The organism is Chitinophaga ginsengisegetis (assembly GCF_900168065.1).
In the GTDB taxonomy this organism is placed as follows: Bacteria; Bacteroidota; Bacteroidia; order Chitinophagales; family Chitinophagaceae; genus Chitinophaga; species Chitinophaga ginsengisegetis.
In genome coordinates this window covers 278,565-303,402 of sequence record NZ_FUZZ01000001.1, presented here as the reverse complement: position 1 = coordinate 303,402, position 24,838 = coordinate 278,565, and the positions used below count along the sequence as shown (strand labels likewise).

Below are 24,838 nucleotides of genomic sequence, written 5' to 3'. Positions count from 1 at the left end.
AATCACCACTACGTTATGAGAAAGGTATTATACAAGCCTTCTTTTCGTCCGCCTTTCCTGTCGCTGATAATCTGCTTATCGCTGCTGAGCGTGCTGGATCTGCACGCGCAGGTAGCCTATGCGGCAGGGTTACGCCGGCAGGTGCAACATCAGCCGGTAAAGGAACGGGAAAGACCTCCGGCAATGAACCAACTGATCAGCCTGCAGGTTGATAATGCCAGCCTTGCACTGGTACTGGAAAAGATTGAAGCACAAACCTCCCTGGTTTTTGTGTATTCCAACGATGATATTAAAGCCGCACAAAAAATATCCCTGAATGTAAAGGATAACAAACTGGATGATGTACTGCAGATGATCCTGCTGCCGCTGGAAATCAACTATGAATTCATCGCCAATAAAATTATCCTGAAGCGTAGTAATCTTACTGCCAACGGTGATCAGCAGCAGGATATTACCATTACCGGCCGCGTAGTGGATAACAAAGGCCAAACTATTCCCGGCGCCAACGTGCGTGTAAAAGGAATGAGCGTTGGTACCGTTACCAATGCAGAAGGTAATTATACCCTGAAGATCCCTGCCAGCGCCGCTAACGGTACCCTGGTGTTTTCTTCTGTAGGGTATGTATCTTCTGAAATATCCATCAGTGGAAGAACCAGCATCATTGCCATGCTGAATGTAGATTCCAAAGACCTGGGAGAGATCGTGGTAACAGCTTATGGCCAGCAAAAGAAAACACAGGTAACTGCTTCCATCAGCACCATTAATTCAAAAGATATTACCAGCAGGCCGGCAGTAAACATGTTCCAGGCATTGCAGGGACAGGCGCCTAACCTCATCATGCAGCAAAACACCGCCGAACCCGGTGCTCCGATGACGATGAACATCCGTGGAGTAGGTAGCTTAACCGGCAACGCTCCACTCGTGATCATTGATGGCGTGCAGGCCGGAGGTAATGGTTTGCAGAACCTGAACCCCTACGATGTGGAAACCATTTCTGTACTGAAAGATGCCGCATCCGCCGCTATCTATGGTTCACAGGCCGCCAATGGTGTAATCTATATTACTACGAAGAAAGGTAAAAAAGATGATCACCCCTCTGTTACCTACAATGGTATGTACGGCTGGCAGATGCCTACCACACTGCCCCGGCAGATGGAAGCATGGCAGTACATGACCCTGAAAAACGAAGCCCTTGTAAACTCCGGTAAAACGCCGCAGTATACGCCGGGTGATATAAAGTCGTGGCACGACCGTGGTTCCGAACCCGCCATGCTCACCGAAATGATCCGTAAATATACCCCGCAGCAGAATCATAATTTAAGCTTAAGCGGTGGCGGCAAAACCAGCAGCTACCTGTTGTCGCTGGGTTACCTCGATCAGGGCAATATGCTTCAGAATAAATATGTGCCGCAGGACTTCTACTACAAACGCTACAATGCCCGCCTAAACGTATCGGTAGATGTAAGCAAGTATGTGAAAGTAAGCGGTAACGCAGCTTACACCCGCTCCAATTACCGCACACAGGTATCCGATATCGGCTTCCTGATGCGTGATGCCATGCGCGTACCACGTACCACTGCCGTGAAAGATACGCTGGGTAACTGGGTAGTACCACCGCTGACGAGTAACAGCGTAATGGCTTTACTGGCGCAGGGGGGATACAAACTGAGAACAGTGGATAACCTGATGGGTGGAATCGACGTAGTAATCACACCGGCAGATCATTTTAAGATCAACCTGAATGCTTCCGGTAATTATAATATTGATAACACGGCTACCCGTATTAATAAATTCACGTATGCACCTTATTATACTACTGCTACACCGCCGTTGTACAATGAGATGCACAACTCCGAATATAAAGACCTTACAACAAACGTATACGGTACTGTGGAGTATGAAAACACCTTTGCCAAACATTACGTAAAAGGACAGGTGGGTGTGCGCAGTGATGCCGTGAACGAAGGCTATGGTTTCCGTGCCGACCGTTTTGGTACCACCAACCTGGACAACGACTGGGCGATCGGTGGCGGTTATATTCCCAAACCTGATGGCACCTATGATTACAGGGATATCGGTACGTATAACGATATGAGCAATCCTAATTTGTATGCGCTGAATTCTCTTTTCGGAAGATTTAACTACGCTTACAATGATAAATACCTGGCAGAAGTAACCTGGCGTTATGATGGTTCTTCCAAGCTGGCTCCCGGCCACCGCTGGCAGTTCTTCCCGGCGTTTTCACTGGGATGGCGGGTAACAGATGAAGCCTTCATGGAAGAAGTAAAGGATAAGATCGGCAACTTTAAACTGCGCTACTCCTGGGGACAGGTGGGTAACTCCAACATCGGAGGATTCAACTATCTCTCAAGGGTGAGCATCAACAACGCCAACTATGCCTTTAATAATTCCATTGCTCCCGGTAATACTTTCTCTACTTACAACGACCTGTTGCAATGGGAAATTTCTACCATGAGCAACTATGGTATCGATGCAGATTTCCTTAAAGGAGCCTTAACAGCGTCTTTCGATTATTTTAATAAGACAACAGACGGGATCTATCTTTTCCAGACGGTACCGGGAACCGCAGGTACAGCCGCTCCGCTGGAAAACGTAGGTAAGGTAAATAATAAAGGCTGGGAGCTGGCAGTGAACTACCGGCTGACTACCGGTAAATTCCATCACAACTTTGGCTTCAACCTCGCCGATAACCTGAATAAGGTGATTAAATTCGGCCAGGAATCTGTTCGTGGTTCTGATGTTACCTTTATTATTAAAGAAGGATTTCCCATCGCTTCTTACTACGGTTATAAATCCGAGGGACTATACCAGAACCTGGATGATATAAAGAACGCGCCTAAAGTGCCGTTTGCCTACAACCAGCAGGTAATGCCGGGAGATGTGAGATATATAGACCGTAACAAAGATGGCGTGATCGATGAAAACGACCGCTACATCTTTGGTAATCCTTTTCCCCGTTACACTTTTGGCTTTAACTACAGCGTGAGCTGGAAAAACTTCGACCTTACCATGTTCTGGCAGGGGGTGGGCAAGCGTTCCCAGTTCCTGAGAGGCGATATCGTGGAAGCATTCCATAACAACGAAGACCACGCCATGGTGCAGCACCTGGATCGCTGGACACCCACCAACCCGGGCGCTTCCTACCCACGGTTAACCATCGGTTCTGCAGATGCCAACAACTTCGCTTATTCCGACTACTGGCTGTTTGACACCAAATACCTGCGTCTGAAAAACTTCCAGCTGGGATATAACCTGCCTGCATCTTTAGTAAGCAGGGCGCGTATTCAGGGTGTGCGGGTATATTTTACCAGTCAGAACCTGATAACGATTATGCCTAAACGCTTCCGTGAAATAGGTGTGGACCCTGAGTTTACACAGTTTGATGATAAGTTGTCCATGTCTAATTACAATCCTATTGCAGGACGTAATTATCCGAATGCGGCCACTTTTGCTTTTGGTCTGGATGTTAAGTTTTGATGCCTAAACAATCAATTGTATGAAGAAATTAGTTTTATCAATATTAGTGGCCGGCACCTTATTCAGTTGCCGTAAACTGGATCAGCCGATCACGCGGGAGTTTACTGAAACTGCCTACTGGCGTGATTCACAGGATGCTCTCGACGCATTGACTGCCTGTTATGAACATCTTTCAAAAGATGATTATTATTTTGGAGATGAAGCGCTGAGTGATAATGCGTATAACAGCGGCGGCGGGCTGATCAACGTAAACGCTATTGCCAACGGCGGTTATGATGGCGCCAATGGCCGTGTATCGGATACATGGTCTTATTATTACACTACTATTCGTAGGTGCAATACCGTTACCACCAACATCGACCGGGTGCCGAATATGGATGCTACGCTGAAAGCCCGCATCCTGGCAGAAACCCGCTTTATCCGTGCATACGCTTACTTCCAGCTCACTGCCTGGTATGGGGATGTACCTTTTTATACAGACCTTATCACCATTGATGCTTCCCGCACCATTGCACGTACCGATAAGAACACCATCCAGGAGTTTATATTAACGGAGCTGGCGGATATCCAGAAAGACCTGCCCACTAATGCGCAGCAGTCGCAGAACGACCGTGGCCGTATTACCCGTGGCGCAGCAATAGCCATGAGCGCCCGTGTACACCTGTTCCGCAGCGAATGGGCAGCCGTGGTGGCAGATTGCGAAAAGCTGATCGGTAAAACCGAGAATGGCACCTATGCTTTATTTGGTAACTACAGCAACCTGTTTACCGTAGCCAATGAATACAACAGTGAAGTGATCCTGGACCTGCAATATGGCGGTGGCAGAACATACGACAAGCAACGTTCCTTTATGCCGCAAACCATTGCTGCGTTGAGAAGTGTGCTGGTGCCTACGCAGGACCTGGTGAATGATTACATCATGACCAACGGTAAAGCTATTGGTGAAGCCGGTTCCGGTTATAATGAGAACACGCCGTATGTCAACAGGGACCCACGTTTTGAGGCGACCATCCTGCATCATGGATCTAAAGTAATAGATTTCGCGGGAGCAGAACAAACCATTCTTACACAACCTGGTTCTGTGCCTGCTACCAATACGGTAGACGATCAGGGTGCTTCTCCCACCGGTTATTACTTCTATAAATACTACGACCGCGCAGCTACCAACTACGCTTCGGGATTAAACCTGATCATGATCCGTTATGCCGATGTACTGCTGATGTATGCAGAAGCGAAAAATGAACTGGGGCAGATGAATGCGGCCGTATGGAATCAAACCATTCAGCCTATCCGTGTGCGTGCCGGCTTTAACGATGCAGGCGCCACCCAGTTTAATGCAGCGCTTAACCAGGATCAGCAACGTGTGGTGATCCGCCGGGAAAGAAGGTCTGAGCTGGCGTTTGAAGGACTGCGGGTTTATGATATACGCCGCTGGAAAACCGCCGATGTAGTGATGAACAGACCGGTAAGAGGCATCAAAGTAACTTCCGGCGCTTTCAATAAAGATCCGAACGGTTACATCATCGTGGAAAACAGGTTGTTTACAAATCCAAAGCATTACCTGTGGCCGGTGCCAACCGTAGAACGCGATCAGAATAAAAATCTTTCACAAAATCAAGACTGGTAATATCCTTCCACCTAAAACTGTAATAACATGCAAAAATATCTGATCATCATACTGAGTGTTTTATTCTTTAGTTGTAAGAAAGACGATTATTCACTCAACACCAATATGCAGCCGGTGCCGAAACTCACTGCCCCGCTGGACAATAAGTATATCAAGCTGCAGCCTACTACCAGCGCCACCGTGAGCTTTGAATGGGATCAGGCGCGTGCGGAAGATGGTTCCCTCGTGCAGTATGAAGTAGCGTTTGATAAAGCAGGCGGCGATTTCTCTTCACCTGTAGCAAAATTTTCCTCTGATGGCGGTGGCGTACAGAACAAGCTGACCTTGTCGCATAAAGACCTGAACAGCGTAGCGGGTAAAGCGGGCATCGCTTCCCTGGCCACCGGCAAACTGATATGGACGGTGCTGGCATCCAAAGGATATAATATCCAGAAGGCCGCCGAAACAAAAACCATTGAAGTAGAAAGGCCCAACGGTTTTGCGGAGATCCCTACAGATGTGTACCTCACCGGTGAAGCCACCGAAGCGGGCGCTGACCTGTCGAAAGCCCTGAAGCTGAAATCCACTGCTCCGGGGGTATACGAAATTTATACATCTCTCAAAAACGGTAAATATCATTTCACCAGCAGGAACACCGGTACGCCGGATGTTTATTCCATTGCCGGTACAGCTGTAAAAGAAGGTGGTGAAAGTGAACAGACCGCAGGTACCAAAGTGTATCGTGTGCGCCTGGATTTCAATAACGCGGCCGCAACTGTAACGGAAATAGGTACTATTGGTCTTTGGTTTGCGCCATTGAATAAATTTTTATTCGAGATCAATTACGCCGGTGGCGGCACCTGGAAAATCCAGAGCCAGCTGATCACGTTTAAACAGGAGTCATGGGGCCGTGATGAGCGTTACAAATTCCGTATCAACGTGAAAGACAGCGATGGCAATGCCGGTGAAGAGTGGATAGGAAGTTCCAATGCAGATAACAACCGTCCGACTTCCGCTACGCCACTGAGTTTCTGGGAACTGCGTCCTATCACCAACAATGACCAGTGGAACTACTGTTACAAGTTTGCAACAGAAGCGGACACCAAGAATTGTGATGTGAACCTGTATTTCACCACAGATAAAAATTACACCCACGAAATCATCGTAAAATAATGACTGCTATGAAGCTGATACGATATTCCCTTTTGATGCTCTCCCTGGCCTTCACTGCATGTTTGAAAGAACCCGTGGATGATGGCCCGGGTCCGGGAGCCAACAAGGCGCGTTATGTTTTCGATTGGGCGCAGATAGGGGATTCCTCTTTGCAGGGGCTCACCAGCAATTTCTGGAACCAGGAAAAATACTTTAACGCCAATAGTGCAGGCGGTACCACCTTCAACTACTGGCCCAATGCACATGCACTGGACGTACTAACGGACGCCTATATACGTAAAAATGACCCGGCCATCAAAGCCCGTATGGATGATTTGCTGGCGGGCATGAAAACAAAGAACGGCGGCACTTATATCAACCATTTCTATGATGATATGGAGTGGATGAACCTTGCCTGTTTACGCGCCTTTGAAGCTACCGGTGATACTAAATATAAAGATGTGGCCGTGTTGCTGTGGAACGATATTAAAGGTGGCTGGGACGATGTGTGGGGTGGTGGTATCCACTGGAATAAGGATAAATCAAAGAATTATAAGAACACGCCCGCCAATGCGCCCGCGTGTATTATTGCCTGCCGGATGTACGGTCTTACGCAAAACCCGGATGATATTGCCTGGGCCAAAAAGATCTACGACTGGCAGAAAGCCACACTGGTAGACCCGGTGACCGGTCTTGTATGGGACGGTATCAACCAGGACGGCAGCGGACAGGTAACCAAAAACTGGAACTTCACCTATAACCAGGGGGTGTTTATTGGCGCAGGAGTGGAGCTGTATAAGCTCACCGGTCAGAACGTGTACATCAATGATGCGTTGAAAACCGCCAACAACACTTTAGCGGGCGGATTTACCAATGCCAATATCCTGAAAGATGAAGGCGGCGGAGATGGCGGCTTGTTCAAAGGGGTACTGGTGCGTTACCTGATGTTGCTCATCACAGATGGCAGCATCAGCAGCACAGATGTAGCAAAGTACGCTGCTTTCCTGCAGCTGAATGCAGAAACGTTGTGGCTGAAAGGCACTACGCGTCCGCAGGTATTATTTAACAAGAACTGGACTACCACAGCCACCAGCAGCGATCTGACCACCCAGCTGAGCGGCGCCATGCTTATAGAAGCGGCGGTGAAGCTGAAGAGCATGGGACTGATGAAGTAATGAAAATGATAGAGATGGGGAGAAGAATAGTGAGGATTACCTTTTGGTGTTTGCTGTCTGCCGGCAGCGTATTTGCCCAAAGCAATAAGCAGAAGGCAGAGATGCTGCAGCAGGCAGTGAACAAATATTTGTATGAGCGCAAAACCGGGTTGTACATTCAAACCAGCGACCGTACAAAGAATCATAATCCGCATGCCGACCTGTGGGGCCTTTGCGGGCTGATACAGGCCACCAATGAAATGGAACGGATCCATCCCGGCAAAACCTATATGGCGCCGGTGGTGGGGGCTATTAACCAGTATTATGATGCCATTCCGCCCGCGCCGGGATACGCCTCCTACGTAGTGAAGGAAAGGCGGGAAGACCGTTATTACGACGATAACCAGTGGATTGGTATTGCCTACCTCGACGCCTATGCGCGTACCAGGAAGAAATGGTACCTGGATAAAGGAGAGGAGATCTACCGTTTTATGATGACAGGTTATGATACCGTTAGCGGCGGCGGTTTATATTGGAAAGAAAGAGACATCACCACAAAGAATACCTGCTCCAACGGACCGGCTATTTTACTGGCGCTGCAATTGTACGATGCCGTTCATAAGCAAACCTACCTGGATACAGCCTTGCTGTTATACAATTGGGTAAACAGGTATCTGCGCGATGAAGATGGTGTATATTGGGATGCTATAAAACCGGCAGAAAATAACCGTATTGATTCGGCGGCGTATACTTACAATGCCGGCGTTATGCTGGAAGCCAACGTAAAGCTGTATCGTATTACAAAGCATACGCAGTATTTAAAAGAGGCCCGTCATATTGCGGAAGGCAGCTACCGGCGCTTTTTCAGGAACGGACGGTTTCCTTCATCGTACTGGTTTAATGCCGTGTTGCTGCGGGGATATGAGGCGTTGTACAAGACAGATAACAATCCGAAGTACATCCGTGCCATGCAGGAGTATGCCGATAAGGTATGGGAGCAGGACCGGAACAGCAGCAGCAACCTGCTTGGCAACCGTCCGGAAAAGGAGTTGCTGGGACAGGCGGGCATGATGGAAATTTACGCCCGGTTGGCGGGTATATAGCCCTGTACAATAAAGAATTTACGCCCGTAACAATCGTTGTTACGGGCTTTTTTGTGGGTATAGACTGACCAGCCCAGGTTATTATTTTGCTATAATATTACATAATTCCTTAATTTAGGATTTTTATTATTAATTTATCACTGGGAAAATTCATTCCTGGTCATCAAAAAAAAGAGAAGAAGACAACCTATCCTATCCTTATGAGGCTGATGTTATTGCTGCTTTTTGCTTTCGTGCCGGTATCTGTTATGGGACAGACGGTGGCGCCGGCGGCTAAAAAGGGGAATCGTGCAACGGAATTCCAGATGAAGGAGGGCAGTTATCTCAGCTTCGCCCAGGTAAATTTAAGTCTTGGTGAAATAGGCTTCCGCGTGGAAGTGGCATCGGAGCACAAAAAGAGCAATGCCCGGCTCGAGTTCCGGATAGACAAACCCAAAGGTAAAATTATTGGCACCCTTGATATTCCTTATACAGGAGACAGTACTTATGCGTTGAAGTTAACGGGTAACCTGCGTCATGCCGAGGGGGTGCATGATCTGTACCTGGTGGCGAAGGGAGGGATGCCTTTCAGCATTACGGCATTTGGCTTTATTTTTAACTATTAGTGTAGGCGTTGGCGTTATTTTTTTGGAAAATTAAAATAGCTGCTTATCTTTGCGCTCCCTGACACAATATCAGTTGCCCAGATGGCGAAATTGGTAGACGCACTGTGTTCAGGTCGCAGCGCCTGCAAGGGTGTGCTGGTTCGAATCCAGTTCTGGGCACGAGATGGACAAATCGAAAATTGCTTCGGTTTGTCCATTTTTATTTTTATCAAAATCCGCATTCAGACCGCATATTAGTTTGATGGCTTCATTGAGTCCGGCGGTTCGATAATGACTTCCGTCAAAAACGAGTTTTTCGTGGAAAATCGAACCAATAATTTGCCACGATAGCTTTGTAATCGGAAAAGGCACAGGGTACCATTGTGGTATTACAACAGGAACTAGTCCAGCTGAATAAACTCATCTTTGGCAGCCGTCCGGAGCGATTTATACCGGCTGCTGTTACAGGGCAGAAAGATTGAGCCCTATACCATCGTTTGTAAAATTGAACCCCGATTTAAATCTCGCCGTATCCTGACCGGTAATAGCAATAGCTGTATCACCGAGGTTTTCAAGCCAGAGCAGGCGAAATTTGGTAGGTTCCTCTCCTATATAATGCAGAATACCGGATATGGACTTTATAGTGTTCTCAATAATAAGTTCCGCGTAATGAACTTTAACGCTATCCCTTTTAATCTAAAAGCTGGGCTGGGGAAAGGCAGGCAACACAAAAAAAACACTTAACAAACATGTAGTTAAATACTTCATGGCAAAGGTAATTAGGGTTGATCTGAACTTCGAATATAATTAATTACATGAAAGTGTTATTGTTTTTTGTACCCCTAGCCTGTACCTTAGCTTTATCAAAACAGTCACCCAAATAAGTTAATCCAACAATGATTTTTTTTACGCAATGTCATGTACCTTACCTATATAAGATAGTGGACGTTCTACATATTCGTGATTTTTTTAGTGCCTATATCTCCTGTATCTTATCCCCGGATAAATCCCTTGATACTGTATGATATTATTAAGATATCTTGTTGAATAGCAATTGCAGTTTTGTACCCTTATTCCAGATCCTGGTATCTATGATTTATATGTTTAAGTTCTATGTTATTGGTATTTTTTGTTCGGTCAAGCTGCTGATCCAGAAATCCGACAGAGGATACAGCATGCTAAAAGAGGTACGAACGGCTACGTGATTCAAACATCCCTAAAAATACCTAATAATGAAAAAGCAATTTTTCAAGAAACTTCGAGTGTTACTAACACTCGCCTTGTTAACCATAACCCATCTGGCTCTTGGGCAATCAGCATTCAGAGTTAAGCAAGATACTGTCATGGTTGTTGGGGCTGAGCTCCAGGTAAAAAATGCCTCCAAAAATGTACAGGGCTTTCTGTATAACCAGGGCGATGGAAATACAGTATTCAAAAAACTTTCCCTGGAAAATATAGGAGACAGTGCTATCGCTATTGCCGGACAGGATACTATACCGGTAAGGTTCTCCGGCGGTGGAGGTGTTGGTGTGCCGCCTGTTTCGCTGGCTGCTATGTCTATTGATGCCAACAGTATGCAGCTGAAATGGTGGCAGTCAGACAGGGAGCTGTATCAGTCGCCGAAGATAGCCCTGATTGGAGACAGCCAGGGGGCGGGGAGTTATGCCAGTACACCGGCCAACTCCATTGCCGGAAAGCTGCAGGCTTATATTTATGCAGTATCTTCCAATGCACGGCTGACGAACTATTGTAAAGATGGATATAATTCCCGCAATCTGGCGCCTACAGGCAGCAATAGCTTTGTAGACTCGACGATGAACGTCACCAAGGCAATTGCTGATGGGAATAATATTATTATCCTCATTAATACCGGTAACGACTATGCATCCCAGGCCAGTGGCGGTGAGATGTCTACAGAAGAGGCGCTCTCTAATACCTTGCTGATAGACGAAGCCTGCAAAAAAGCTGGTGTACAGTTGTTGGTAATGAGCAGTATTCCCCGTACGGCTTTCGGTGCTCCACAGCGCCTTAAACTGAGGCAAACTGCAGATAACCTGCGTAAAACTTTCGGAGCCAGATGCATCTATGCGTATCACCTCCTGGAAGACCCTGCTAATCCCGATGTATTACAACCTTCATTGCAGTTCGGCGATAATATCCATTTGAATGACCAGGGGTACCTGGTAATGTTTAATGCAATGAGGAATGCACTCGCCAGCTATTTTACTTCCAATACCGATGTTGTTAAGTACATTGTACAACGGAGCGCTTATATAAACGGCCTCTATAATGATTTTAAAACTATTACATCACCTTCTGAAAACACACTTGCTATCAGCCCTGATAGCAGCTTTTACCGAATGCGGATCTATTTCCGGGACGGGTATTTTTCCAGTTGGAGTAATGTAGTCAAAGCTGTAGTTGATGGTAACATCCCAGGGGGGCCAGGAGGTAATGGAATAACTGTCAATGCAGGTTTAGATCAATATTTAAATGAAAATGAAAGTACTACCAACTTTTATGGAAACATAAAAATCAACAATCCTTCTCTTTCAGTTGCTTCCTATCAATGGTCAGTTATTTCTAATATAACAGGCGTTACATTTTCAAACGTAAACGGTATAAATACAGGAGTTACAGGAATTCCTGTTGCTGCCAGGTCTACATATCGTTTAACTGTCACTGATAATCATGGTTCAACTTACACTGATGATATTGATGTATCAGTTGCCAAACCATCGGAGATGTTTAGTTCAGGAGGTTATTTAGACAACAAATATGATTCTAATAACCCAAATTTGAAAACATGGGTTTACTTGCCACAAGGTTATGATTCATTAAAACCAGGAGGTTACCCTTTAATAATATTCTTGCATGGAGTTGGAGTTAATGGCGTTGAGAATAACGATGATATTAATCAATTATTACTGGAAGCTGAAGGATTACCATACTTTTTGCATGATAAGTTGTTTCCTATGCAGTGTGTTGTTGTTTGTCCTCAATTGCATGATGGACTTTGGACTTTAGCAACCGCACAAAAAGCACTTAATTATGCTGTTAATGGATATGCAATTGATTCAAATAGAGTATATGTAACTGGTTTGTCTTCTGGCGGTGCAGGAACAACTAACGTTGCTTTAGGTAATCCAAATCTGTTAGCTGGTGGTATCGCTTCCAATACAACTTTTAATGATGTAGCACTTACAGGGAATGGAGATATAGTAAAAGATATACCATTTTTGTTTGTCCATTCTTATAATGATACAAGAGTTCCGTTCACTTCCCAATATTCAACCTTAGATGATGTTAATAGCATCAATGCTGCCAATCCAAAAGGTATATACCCTCCATTAACGTTAATAGCCTGGAATAGTGAACATGATAAGGGTACATGGAATAATTATGTTTATGATAAAAGAATTGCCCCATTTGATTTTGAAACTGACTTTTTACTTTTTCACAGCAAAAACTTAACAACTACCTGCAATAATTATGTTACAAAAGCAGAAGAAAAATTGAAGTTTTATGATTGGTCCAGAGCAAAATTAATTGTAGATAAATTGAACAATGGAACTGATAAAATGAATTTTACAAACCGATTGAATACAGTTTTGGATAGTCTGACAACTGCTAAAGATCATAAGTATTATATGTTGAATCTTGGCAGTAATTCAACTTTTAACTTATATACTATCAACAACGTTACTTCAGCGGCTAACAATACAACTGTATCAAATTTGAAAGACATTAAAAATGGTACAAGTACAAAAGGTTTTACAGTAGTTAGCAACCCTGACGGAATTACAACTGATGGACTTAATCATAATTACATGGGTATGAGTGCCGATATGTTCAAAACAGCATTCAAATACTCAAATGTTAATCCAGCGCAATGGAAGTTAACCGGACTGGATGTAAATAAATATTATGATGTAATTATATACAACTCTAATACTTCAGGAGCTTTATTTAATTCAAATAATAAAACTGGTACCAGGTCTGAATTGAACGGCAGTATCGCTCAAAGTAGATTGGAGGGTTTTAACACAATGTTTACAACAGACCATTATAATGTTAAACCGAATGCATCTGGAGAGATAGTTATGAATATGTCCGCTTTAGCTAATTTTCAATTCAATCAGAACATATCCTATTATGGTCAAACCGTTGCAATATTATTGATTGAAAAAACAACAACGGCTAATCCAAGAACCAATTTTGGCAAATTTAATTTCGCCAGCACAACCGCTGCTTCTCATCCTGACTGGGCAACTTTAACAGGCGACCCAACAGCATCAATTCAAACAGCAACAGACCCTGTATCAGGTTGGTCAATCAATACTGTTAGTACTGATCCAACTCGTTGGGCAAAGTATGGTGGTAATTATGGGAATGACAACGAAGCTCCTGCTAACATTTATACCGATATTTTTCCAGCAGTTGTTTCTAAAAGTGCGAGGTTAAATTATGCTTTGAATTTTAATCCAGCTACACAAAACTATAACTATGAAGTAATTGGTGTACCTGGAATGGGCTTACCTGCAGGCACTTACAATGTGAAGATACTTTCAAGTACTACAGCTGATTTTGCACCATCAAAAATTTGGGTAAAAATGGGTAGCAGTAATGGAGTATGTGATAATACAATTGTAGGTAAGGATAATGTTAACAACTATCTTTCTTATACAGGTTATTTAAAAGATGGAGAAACCATAAAAATTGGTTGCTATATGCCGGATGTTTGGGGTTTGTGTTTTATAAATGCAGTGATCGTTGAGAAAGTAGATTAATGTGAGGAACTTTTCGTAAAGACGTTAGCTCATGAACTGTGTCCCTGGTAGAAAATGTAACACCAGATGCAAACGGGAATATCAACATTGCGGTGTATCAGTCAGCTAATTCTGCTATATACGGCTCTTTTTCATTCCTGAATGCATTGATATGCAAGAAAAATAACCCGCAGCAGGGTTGCTTCCCCGGATAGCGTTCCTGCTGCTTCCCAGATAAATAATCCCTATACCATGAAAATTTTTATATGGCAAAAGTTATAGCGGCGTGGTATACCTGTGTGCTACTTTCCGTCACCGTTCATGCTCAAACGGTAAAAGTAAATGCCCCCGTTAAGCAACTGGAGGAATATGCCAAAAAAGCTGGGCTGCCTATGGGTAACCCTATGTTGCAGATGATACTGGCAGACTCGCTGAACAAAAGGTCAGCCATGGCACAGGCTAAAGCATATCTCCGGCAAAATCTTCCGGCTGTTCCGGATGTAGGCGCCGGCAAATATCTGCAGGAATCCGCCCGGCAGGAATTCTTTCAGTTTATCGGTAATTCAGCCGGTAAACAGCAGCTCACGCAGTTGCAGCAAGGCATGAGTACCATCAAAGACACTGCCCGTATCCGTCAATACATCGCGGATAAACTGCGGGGCTTCTATGCCTTACGGGATGAAACGGGCGTGAATAAGCTGTTAAATGCCGGTGCGTATAGTAACAGTCTTAAAGAAGCCAGTGCCGGTGCTTTCGCAGAAAATACGCCGGGCATGCCTATGCTGGGTGCCAGCGTTACAATAGGGGATCAGCTGATGATAAAGAATATACCCGTTAACGTGAGGTATTCAAATATTTCAGGACAAAGTACCTGGAACAATCCCTTTGCGGATCAGTCGCTCGTGAAGTTTTCATTTGATAAAGACGCTTACGTAAAACGCCTCAATAGCATAGTCGAAAAGAAATATGATCTCAAAAAATACTTTCTGAAAGACATTGATATCAAAAGCGCGGTCAAATCCTTTACCAACAGCCGGTTGGAAGCGCTCCAGCAAAAACTCACGGAGCTGGGAGAAAAGCAGTCAGCCGCCTTCGGCCAATTGCTCAACAGCGATCATATCATCCAGCTGGATTCGTTGCAACTACGGAATGAGTTACTGAACAATAGAGCCCTCGGCATTACAGCAGAAGACCTCGAGCCGGTTGTTGCGGCATTGCAGGATAGTATCTTACTGGCACATCCGGTGGCCGACAGCAGCCTCAATGGACTGTTGGAACACTTCCGTACAGCCAGTGCAGCCAGAAAATATATGGCGGGCGTTTTTGCGCTGAAGAAAGAAGTAGGAGAAGGCCTGCAGGCTAAATCCATTATCTCAGACGAACGGGTGGCGGGAGGAAAAATCAACGGGCAACTGGAAGAGGAGAGCAACAAAATCAGGAACATTAAAGAACTGTTGCCATTGAGCGGTCTGCAACGCCTGTTATTAAGTGCCAAACAACTCGACATCGGTAACATTGCGGCTTCCGGAAGTAAAGGTGGGGTACAGGACTTGTTTATGTCCGGTATACAAACCAGTTTCCTGAACAACAATAAATTCCTGATGCTGGGTGCCGGAAAGCGTATCGATGGCGGAACAATAAAAGACCTTGCTTTTAATTCATCGCTTGATCCGGGGGCTTATAGCATGCAGTTCCTGCAAATGGGCGCCGGTGATATTACGCAGCCACACAGCCATGCAGGGGTCGTGAACGCCAATACCAAAAGCGATTCCCGCCGCCAGTATACTACCCTGAATTTACCTAGAAATACTTTTGTAGGCGCTTTTTCGGAAGATATCAGCCTGGGTAGTTATGGCCGTATCGCCGCACAATTGTCAAAGTCCAATAACCAGTTTAAAAATTCGGCAGTAGGTAATGACCCGATGCTGGCCAGTAAGGCTGCTGCATTATCGCTGTTCAACGATTTCTGGGAAACCTTGTCTGTGGGGCTCGACTACAACGGGCAGGTAAGCGAGTGGAATATGAACCAGCGTGCCTATGTCAGCTATTCTGGCCTGGGATATAATAACCCGGCTTCTCCCGGAGCAGGAAGAGGAACGATACGTTACGGATTAAAACTGAAAAGAAACTGGTATAAAAATAAACTGGTGCTGGGAGTAAGATCCGATTTCCAGGATATCAGCTCTTCGGCCTTGACTTCCAGCAAATGGAAAAACAGGCAGTTTGCTATTGATGGTCGCTGGAAACTGAATAAGAAGATCGCCTTTGATGCGCGTTTTAACCAGTCGGCCATGAAAAGCACCGGTGAAAAGGCAGCATCCTTTCAGTATATGACCCGGCAGTTATCGCTCGCTTCACAGGTGCAGGGAAAAATGGCCGCGCTTCCATACAACAGCAATATTATGCTGGGATATCAGCAGATCGATATTTTGCCACAACACAGCACCTTACTGAATATTAATATTAACCACAACCTGGTGATCAGCTCACATGTCCTTTCGTTAAACCTGTTTTACAATAAAGATATTAAGGGTGAAGCGGTATATGCCAACCTCCTTACGGTTGAAACGGGATGGACCTACCAGGTGTGGAAGAAAATAAGCTGTAGCAGCGGTATGACCTACCTGGATAATAAGGCGGTGGTGCAGCAACTCGGTTTCAGGCAAACTGCCGGCACCAGTGTGTTGCCCCGGTTAAATGTGAATATGTATGTTGACTGCCGTAAAAACCTGTTGAATACGCCACAGAACTATCTGTTCGGCAACTTCAGAAGTGAACTGGCTATTTCTTACCAATTGAATTAAGTACCTATGTTAAAGTTTTATCAGGGAGTGATTTTTTTGATGCTGTTTTGTACTGTTCAAGTCCGTGCCCAGGTATCCTTTGTTTTTATCCCGGAACTGCATGGCCGCACATTGGATGGCCTGTTGCAGGTGAAGCTGGCGAATACCGGCAGCCAGTCGCAACTGGTAAGTCTTACCGTAAAAGTATCTGCTGCCGATGCTGGCAATATTGTCAGTATAAAAACACCTGCCTTTCAGTTAATGCCTGGCACGAACTCCTTACCGGGTGGATTGATTGCCAGATCTGCCATCCGCTTTGCGGAAAATAAGGTGGCCACTATCTGTCGCCAGTCCGGCTACTTTATGGAAGGGGATTACGAATACTGTTTTGAACTGAATGCCGGTGATCAGTCGCACCAGGGCGAAACCCTGGGCGACCAGTGCTTCGATTATTACCTCCAGCCGTTTTCTCCCTTGCTGCTATTGAACCCGGCAGAAGAAGACAAGATCTGTAACAAGCGACCCCCCTTTTTCTGGCAACCACTATTGCCGGCTGTTCCGGGTGTACAATACCGGCTTGTACTCACAGAAGTGAAACCCGGACAGGCAAAGGTAGAAGCACTTAATTACAATATGCCTTTGATTAACCAGCTGGGCATTAATTCCCCCATGCTTTTCTATCCTTCTCTGGCAAAAGATCTTATGCAGGGAAAAACGTACGTGTGGCAGGTAAGCGCCTACAAAAATGATATGCTGCTGGTGAACTCCGAGATATGGGAGTTTACTGTGTTCTGTGAAGAGGAAACCGCGGCAGTAGTGCCGGAAAGCTTCAGGGATATTACGGATCTGACAAAAGGTAATTTTTATGTGGCCCGCGGAAAAGTGCTGTTTGCGGTAGAAAATGTGTACGACAAAGCCCCGCTGAATTATAAGATCCGTTGTATCACCAGGCCCGAACTGGAAATGCGTAAACTACCAGCGATCAAACTGAATCGGGGAAATAACCATGTGGTCATACCCCTGGCAGAGAACAGGTCATTCGTGGATGGCTACTATTACCTGCTGGAGTTGAAGCTGCCTGACGGGGAAGAAAAACAATTAAGATTTCTTTATAAAAGTGAAACGGAATAGCGATGAAATACTTAATAATATCCGTGATGATAGGGTTGTTAATGTCTGCCTGTCATTCAGGAAAGAAAGAAATAAAAGCTTTTTATGCCAACAATGGCCAGGCGCTGGTTCAGGAACAGGATGCAGGAGGTATCGGGGTAAGGGCCAGTTACCTCCCGGTGCAGTGGGAACGGATGCTGGGAAGGGAAAATCCGGATGCAGCAGGGGAAATGACATTTAAGTTAAACATTGCCCTACCAGCTTCCTCCCGGGAAGAAAGCCGGAAAATGCAGGCGGTAAGCGTGGATACCCTGTTTTGGCTGGTAGTGGGAAGTGATACGCTGGCGGCACAGTTTACGCAGCGAATTTCGAATGGAAGTACCTCTTCAGCGGAATACCTGACCACGTTCAAAAGGGCCGTGCCGGCAGGAACAGCTGTATTGTATTTCGTGATGAATGATTGGATGTATACGCATCATAAGTTGGTGTTTCCCTTCCAGGTTACACATATCAATAGTATTGACTCATTAAGCAGCAGGTTATGATTCCAGGAAACATAATATTCAGAAAGTCCATTGCAGTTTTTTTTCTAGGCTTGCTTGCCTTCCAGATATTGGTACCCTGCGCTGCGTGGGCACTTACAACCGGTCCTTCTCAACCGGAAAGCAAACAGTTTGCGGAAGCAGGTACCAGTGAAACGGTCGACATGTTTACCGGTGCGTTTAAATACAATATTCCGATAATGGATATTGATGGTTATCCCATCAATTTAAATTACCAGTCCGGTGTAGGAATGGATGATGAGGCCAGCTGGGTAGGACTGGGCTGGAATCTCAATGTGGGCGCCATTAGCCGGAGCCTGAGAGGTATTCCGGATGATATGAACGGAGATAAGGTAATCACGGAACATTATACGGCGCCTAAAACAACGACCGGTGGGCGGGGAACTGTTAAAGCGGAGTTCTTTGGCGGGGCGAAACTGATTGGCCTGAAAGGCTCTTTGTCGCTCGGTATCTTCAGTGATACGTATACCGGTATAGGAGCGGAGTTCGGCATAAATGCCGGTATCTCTCTTACACGCGGGAGTGGTGCCTTAACACCCGGACTGGGCGTGGGCCTGATGTCCAATACCAGTAACGGTGTGGATGTATCGCCTAATATCACGCTGGCTTTATATGATAAGTCGAATGAAAATAAGACCACAAACGTAGGGCTGTCGGCCAATCTAGGTTATAACACCCGCCAGGGGCTGAAAAGCCTCACACTGAACGGGTCTTTTGGTGTAACCACGAGAGATTGGGATAATCAAGCGGGTTCTTCTAGTTTCGATGTAGGTGGCATCGGATTCACTTATAACACACCACCTTTTTATCCGCATATCGGGGTGCCCTATAGGTCTACCAACCGTAGCTACAGTATAGATGTAGGACCATCCGGCGCCGGTGCTTTTGCGGGTGTAGGACTTACCGGCTACCGGTATAAACGCGAAATACTGAACAGGATTAATACTAATCCGGCATACGGATACCTGTATGCTAACCAGGGTAAAGATGTGCCCAACGCAGTAATGGATTTCATGCGGGAGAAAGATAATGCAGTAATTCCCAACATGCCAAACATTGCGATTCCTATCGCTACGGCCGATATTTTTTCCTATTCCAGCCAGCTGGGAAGCGGGCAATTCCGCCTGCATCGCGGCGGTTCAGGAACGGTGTTTGACCCTGCTGTCAATGACGCGAATAACACCACTACCCTTGGAGTAGACCTGGGTTTTGGATTATACTTTCATGGTGGGGTCACGTTTTATAAGCAGGATGTATCCAACAAAACCGGGAAGTGGAAAAACAATAACCAATTCAATGAAGTAGCTGATTATAAGAACACCGATAATACCCTCGAAGAGCATGCCTATTTTAAGCAGATGGATGAGAAGAATGTGGGGAGCAATGACTATGAGACATTGATCAGAGGCGAAGACGTAGTGCATGTGTCTTTGGATGGACCCGGCAGCAAAAGTGAACTGAAAGACGGATATAATAATACTTATCCCATATCCGCACCTAACCGGCTGACAAAGAAAACAAGACAGGTAAGACGTAATGCCATTTCCTATCTCACCGCCTCAGAAACCTACAAGGGTGGCGTGATAAGAATGAAAGAAGATTACCGGGAGAACAAAGTAACTGGTTTTACACCCGCGCTACCTTCCGCAGTAACAGAGTCAAGATATGGTACTCATCTTTCTGAATTTACGATTACGGGAGACGATGGGAAAAGAATGGTATACAGCCTGCCCGTTTATAACAAGGTACAGGAGGAGTATTCATTTGCTACAGATCCGAATGCGGCGAAGGATGAGGACAGAAACCTGGTAGGATTTTCGCTGAAACCAGATGGAGGAATCCAGCATAATTACGGCATTGACAAATATTTTCATAAGGAAACGCAACCTGCGTATGCGTCGGCTTTCCTGTTGTCTGCGATATTGTCGCCCGATTATGTAGATGTAACAGGCGACGGTATTTCAGATGATGACATGGGTACTGCCATTAAGTTTAACTATACAAAAGTAAACGGTAATTACAAGTGGCGCTCTCCGATGAAGCCGAATAGGGCGCTGTATAACAAAGCATTGAATGCGGATCAGGATGATGATAAAAGTAGCATTGTATATGGGGAGAAGGAAATATGGTTGTTAAACTCCATCGAAACAAAAAACAAGGTCATGTTTTTCCTGTTGGACAGCAGGAATGATGCGTTAGGTGTTACCGGTATCACCGGCGCTATAGACAATACCGTCAATGGCAGACAGCGTTGTTTGAAGGAAGTCCGCCTGTATTCGAAGAAAGATCTTACGACACCCATAAAAACAGCGGTATTCAACTATGAATACTCGCTCTGTCAGAAAGTACCCAACCAGGCTGTTGCCGATAGTGGTAAACTTACCTTAACGGGTTTGCACTTTACCTATGGTGCTTCTACCAAAGGGAAACATTTTCCCTATACTTTCAAATATACGGGCAAGAATCCCGATTATGAGTATCTCTCTACCGACCGGTGGGGTAATTATAAAGCGGCCAAATCCGGTTTGAATAATTTAAATAATGACCGCTTCCCTTATAGTACACAGGATAAGGCGATCGCTGATCAGAATGCCAGTGCCTGGAATTTGACGGACATCAGTTTGCCAACAGGCGGAGAAATTCACGTAGATTATGAATCCGGCGATTACGCTTATGTACAGGATAAGCAGGCGATGCAGATGGTGGAACTGACGCAGTTGGTAGATAAAGACGGTAACCCGGAGCCGGACTTCTTTTTTGCCCGTGGATTTATGATCAATATTAAAGAAAGCCTGAACGGAGCCTCCGCAGAAGAGAAAAAAAATGATTTTATCAGGCGTTACCTGAATGGCGAAAGGGATTTTTACGCCAAGCTATTTGTGAATTTGACGGATAAACCCGACAATGGCACGGCTGAAAGTAGTTGCGATTATGTTCCGTGTTATGGAAAGGTGAAAGATGTGATAGAAAAATCCGGTGGAAATGTAGCGGTCATATTCGACACCATGGGCGAAGGGAATGTGACTTCGAATCCTTTCATTTTTGCCGCCTGGCAGAAAATGAGATTAGAGTATCCCAAGTATGCTTATCCTGGCTACAAGAACAGGATATCCGACGATATGCCTATACAGGCAGCATTAGGCGCCCTTGTGAACTCCATCAGTAACCTCAGTGAAATTACAGGTAACTTTTATAAAAGAGCGGAGCGGAAGAGGTTTGCACGAAGCGTGGATCTGAAAAAGAGTTTTGGACGTATTGCAAAGGTGGATGGAATAAAACTGGGCGGTGCAGCCCGGGTGAAGCGTGTCAGAATATCGGATATCTGGAACACGATCAGTGGAGAGCCTTTAACAGGGGCTACCTACGGTCAGGAATATACGTATACCACTACCTGGAATGGAAAAACAATCAGCAGTGGTGTGGCAAGCTATGAGCCGGGAGTAGGGGGCGATGAAAATCCCCTGCGTTTACCGGTACCTTATACCGAAGATGTAAAAGGTGGTCTCAATAACTATTACTACCTGGAGAAACCCTTTGGAGAAACCTTGTTCCCGGCACCGGTAGTGGGTTATAGCAAAGTGGTGGTAAAAGATCTGAATGCGGAGGGTGTGGTGGAAGCCGCACCTAAGACGGGATGGGTACAACATGAGTTCTATACTTCAAAGGATTTCCCGGTACAGGTAAGCTATGATCAAAGTCCGGACGCCTATAATTATGATTCCAAAGGTTGGTTTAGTTTTATTGGTTCCAATGTAGCACATGAACTGGTGTTATCCCAGGGGTATGTGGTGAAACTGAACGACATGCATGGCAAGCCAAAAGCAGAAAGAGTATTTAACCAGTCGGGCGCAGAGATTGCCAACACCAGTTACTACTTCAATGCAAAGCCACTGGGGGTAGGCACGCAAACGCTCGTGAATAACGTGGATGTAGTGAACGAAAAAGGAGAGATTACGCAGAACCAGGTTATCGGTAGAGAGATAGAAATGATGGTGGACATGCGGGAAGAAGAAACCAGTAACACAGGCCGGACCATCCGCGCGGGTTTTGACATGATACCCGGCTTCCCGATACCGTGGGTGATTCCACACTGGCCCATGAGTCAGAACGATGAGTACCGGTTGTTCCGTTCTGCATCGGTATTAAAAACCGTGCAATATTCCGGGGTACTGGACCGGGTCGTGAAAACCATTAATGGATCTACTGTTACCACCAAAAATACCTTGTACGATGCTATTACCGGCGATCCGGTAGTCACCACTACCAATAACGAATTTGATGATCCCGTATACCAGGTAAATATGCCGGCATACTGGATGAATAGCGGCATGTCTGGCGCTTATAAAAATAACAATGCCCTTATCCGGAATTTCGAGACAGATTTCAAAGGGAAAATTCTATCCACGTTTACCAGCTTTGTGACTACAGGAGATGAATTGATTGATCTGAAGGAGCAGAATTCAATTTACTGGGTGGTAAAAACACTGACCAAAGGAGACCAGGACCCATCCTATAAGCTTATCAACAAGGACGGGATTGTGGCGAAGAATTTTAAAAGCGACGTAAAGTTAGCCCGCTCCGGATACCGGAACCAACTGACGGCCCCCGGAGCTTCCGTGGTGTGTTTGAAAAACCCGGTACAAAATGGAGCTTTCCGCTTTACAACAGATACGGACGACGAACTGGCTTCCCTGGGTGTGCTGGATGCGAGCGTAACGCTATACGATCAATCCTGGGGCGCCCGGCTTAAAATGGAGGGCATTCCAGATCCGTATGTCTATGAGCGCCCCGACAGAGGCGTGTATATCAGAAATCCTAATGCAAACGACCGCATGTGGCCCTATTATGCGCTGTACAAAGATAGCCAGGATGGGAATGACGGAACGAGCTTTTACGCTCAGAATGGTGCGGAATATGGTAACAGAAAAGGATATTTCTGGGGAGGGAATGGTAACACCGGAAGATTAACGGCCATTGGGATGTATCCCAGGTATAAGAATCCAAATGGTAATGATTTGTGGTATGCTTACAACACTGATATAACACTGGAACCAGCTGCCAGCTATTCTCTGGGTCTGGGTGGTAATGATGAGGTGTATGTATATATCGATGGTGTGGAAGTGAGAAAGCTCACGGAAGAGAAGCTAAGCAATCATAGAAAATGGCATGTTTTTGAATTAGCGAACATGCTCCCCGGTAAACATAATTTCGAGGTCATGGGTCGTAATTCCATGGGTCAGGAAGCCGGTTTTGCTGCGGAGATCTATAATAAATCGGCTTATGAATTATATAACACCGGTAATTATACAAATATTATCGCTTATTCATCAGAAGATCTGATACATTATCCCGCCGATGTAGTGGAACGTCAGGGGGAGTTAGGTACGCTGATAAGTAAAGAGGATTATGTCACACCTATCATTTTTCAGATGAATCCTTTCTTGTATGGATTCCTCGGAAACTGGCGCCCAATAGAGCAGAAAGCTTTCCTGGTGAACAGGATCGGGCAGCAGCTGTCTATCCCTGATATCAGGAAGGGTGGAGTTTATCAGAACTTTACTCCTTACTGGTATTTCTCAGTGACCGATAATTTGTGGAAGCCCACTTATGTGAATAATGAAAAATGGGTCAGCACCGGTACTGCCACTCTTTTTGACGCCCAGGGAAATGGCCTGGAATCAAAAGATCCATTGGGGATTTTCAAAAGCGCACTGTTTAGTTTTAATAATACACTTACTGCTGCAGTGGCTTCCAATGCGATGCAGCGGGAAATATTTTATGATGGATTTGAGGATTATGCATATCGGGTGAAGGCCATTCCGGAAAATAGTAATCCGAAAGACAGCTTCAACATGTTCGTGATGATCCGCGACAAGGGACAGTATACAGACTGGCTGGATAACAAAATCGCTCACACCGGTAAATACAGCCTGAAACTAAACAGCCCACTGGTATTATACACGCGGCCGCATGAAAATGTGCACCATACCCTGCCTTACCTGGATTTTTCTGACCTGGGTGAATATATGCGTACGACCAGGCCTAATGTTTACCCGATGGGATTTGCGCCGAAGCCAGGTGCAGAGTACATTTTTTCTGCCTGGGTAAAAGATGCACAACCTGCTGGTAGTACCTCCGATCTGAAAGTGAGTATTAATGACGTTGACCGGCCCCTCACAGTAAAAGCTTCGGTAGAAGGATGGAAGCTGGTAGAGCTCAGATTTTATGCGGGTCCAACCGCATCTTCTACTGCCCTAACCCTGTCTGCAGGCAGTGCTACCAGGATAGACGACATACGTATTTTACCTGTTGCCGGCAATATTAAAACCTATGCATATGATCCTCAAAACCAGCGACTCATGGCGCAATTGGATGAAAATAACCTGGCCACACTGTATGAGTATGATGATGAAGGTACCCTGATCAGGTTAAAGAAGGAAACAGACCGGGGAATCATGACGATTAAAGAAAACCGCTCTTCTTACAGGGCGAAAAATTAACCGCTTTAATATTGAA

11 protein-coding genes and 1 tRNA gene are annotated in these 24,838 nt (G+C 45.5%); all 12 read left to right on the top strand.

Translation table 11 applies throughout. The features are described 5' to 3' along the window. The first annotated feature begins 15 nt into the window (after positions 1-15). The 12 genes from B5Z18_RS01195 (at position 16) to B5Z18_RS01135 (ending at position 24,822) form a co-directional block, all read left to right on the top strand. The gene (locus B5Z18_RS01195) at positions 16-3,498 is read left to right on the top strand and encodes a TonB-dependent receptor (RefSeq protein ID WP_079467588.1); all 3,483 of its coding nucleotides are present in this window, start codon (positions 16-18) and stop codon (positions 3,496-3,498) included. 19 nt (positions 3,499-3,517) lie between these two features. Continuing rightward, positions 3,518-5,125: a RagB/SusD family nutrient uptake outer membrane protein gene (locus B5Z18_RS01190; protein WP_079467587.1), complete on the top strand. Its 1,608-nt coding sequence runs from the start codon at positions 3,518-3,520 to the stop codon at positions 5,123-5,125. Positions 5,126-5,152: 27 nt separating this feature from the next. Beyond that, the gene (locus B5Z18_RS01185) at positions 5,153-6,277 is read left to right on the top strand and encodes a SusE domain-containing protein (RefSeq protein ID WP_079467586.1); all 1,125 of its coding nucleotides are present in this window, start codon (positions 5,153-5,155) and stop codon (positions 6,275-6,277) included. 8 nt (positions 6,278-6,285) lie between these two features. After that, positions 6,286-7,431: a glycoside hydrolase family 76 protein gene (locus B5Z18_RS01180; RefSeq protein ID WP_159454137.1), complete on the top strand. Its 1,146-nt coding sequence runs from the start codon at positions 6,286-6,288 to the stop codon at positions 7,429-7,431. 14 nt (positions 7,432-7,445) lie between these two features. Beyond that, a complete protein-coding gene (locus B5Z18_RS01175) occupies positions 7,446-8,513 on the top strand; it encodes a glycoside hydrolase family 76 protein (RefSeq protein ID WP_200817183.1) in 1,068 nt (355 codons plus the stop codon). A gap of 200 nt (positions 8,514-8,713) precedes the next feature. Continuing rightward, positions 8,714-9,118: a carbohydrate-binding protein gene (locus B5Z18_RS01170; protein ID WP_079467584.1), complete on the top strand. Its 405-nt coding sequence runs from the start codon at positions 8,714-8,716 to the stop codon at positions 9,116-9,118. Positions 9,119-9,193: 75 nt separating this feature from the next. Next, positions 9,194-9,277, top strand: a tRNA-Leu gene (locus B5Z18_RS01165). A 1,052-nt stretch (positions 9,278-10,329) separates the two neighbouring features. After that, complete coding sequence (locus B5Z18_RS01155; protein ID WP_143313460.1) at positions 10,330-13,887, top strand: PKD domain-containing protein; 3,558 nt, start codon at positions 10,330-10,332, stop codon at positions 13,885-13,887. 245 nt (positions 13,888-14,132) lie between these two features. Further along, the gene (locus B5Z18_RS01150) at positions 14,133-16,670 is read left to right on the top strand and encodes a hypothetical protein (RefSeq protein ID WP_079467581.1); all 2,538 of its coding nucleotides are present in this window, start codon (positions 14,133-14,135) and stop codon (positions 16,668-16,670) included. Between the two features lie 6 nt (positions 16,671-16,676). Beyond that, positions 16,677-17,780: a hypothetical protein gene (locus B5Z18_RS01145; RefSeq protein ID WP_079467580.1), complete on the top strand. Its 1,104-nt coding sequence runs from the start codon at positions 16,677-16,679 to the stop codon at positions 17,778-17,780. A gap of 2 nt (positions 17,781-17,782) precedes the next feature. Next, the gene (locus tag B5Z18_RS01140) at positions 17,783-18,304 is read left to right on the top strand and encodes a hypothetical protein (protein WP_079467579.1); all 522 of its coding nucleotides are present in this window, start codon (positions 17,783-17,785) and stop codon (positions 18,302-18,304) included. Continuing rightward, positions 18,301-24,822, top strand: a complete 6,522-nt coding sequence (locus tag B5Z18_RS01135) for a hypothetical protein (RefSeq protein WP_079467578.1) — start codon at positions 18,301-18,303, stop codon at positions 24,820-24,822. Before B5Z18_RS01140 ends, B5Z18_RS01135 begins: the two co-directional genes overlap by 4 nt. Positions 24,823-24,838: the final 16 nt, after the last annotated feature.

Coding starts and splice junctions, on each gene's coding strand:
- B5Z18_RS01195 (WP_079467588.1), top strand. CDS start 16: ATGAGAAAGGTATTATACAAGCCTTCTTTTCGTCCGCCTTTCCTGTCG.
- B5Z18_RS01190 (WP_079467587.1), top strand. CDS start 3,518: ATGAAGAAATTAGTTTTATCAATATTAGTGGCCGGCACCTTATTCAGT.
- B5Z18_RS01185 (WP_079467586.1), top strand. CDS start 5,153: ATGCAAAAATATCTGATCATCATACTGAGTGTTTTATTCTTTAGTTGT.
- B5Z18_RS01180 (WP_159454137.1), top strand. CDS start 6,286: ATGAAGCTGATACGATATTCCCTTTTGATGCTCTCCCTGGCCTTCACT.
- B5Z18_RS01175 (WP_200817183.1), top strand. CDS start 7,446: ATGGGGAGAAGAATAGTGAGGATTACCTTTTGGTGTTTGCTGTCTGCC.
- B5Z18_RS01170 (WP_079467584.1), top strand. CDS start 8,714: ATGAGGCTGATGTTATTGCTGCTTTTTGCTTTCGTGCCGGTATCTGTT.
- B5Z18_RS01155 (WP_143313460.1), top strand. CDS start 10,330: ATGAAAAAGCAATTTTTCAAGAAACTTCGAGTGTTACTAACACTCGCC.
- B5Z18_RS01150 (WP_079467581.1), top strand. CDS start 14,133: ATGGCAAAAGTTATAGCGGCGTGGTATACCTGTGTGCTACTTTCCGTC.
- B5Z18_RS01145 (WP_079467580.1), top strand. CDS start 16,677: ATGTTAAAGTTTTATCAGGGAGTGATTTTTTTGATGCTGTTTTGTACT.
- B5Z18_RS01140 (WP_079467579.1), top strand. CDS start 17,783: ATGAAATACTTAATAATATCCGTGATGATAGGGTTGTTAATGTCTGCC.
- B5Z18_RS01135 (WP_079467578.1), top strand. CDS start 18,301: ATGATTCCAGGAAACATAATATTCAGAAAGTCCATTGCAGTTTTTTTT.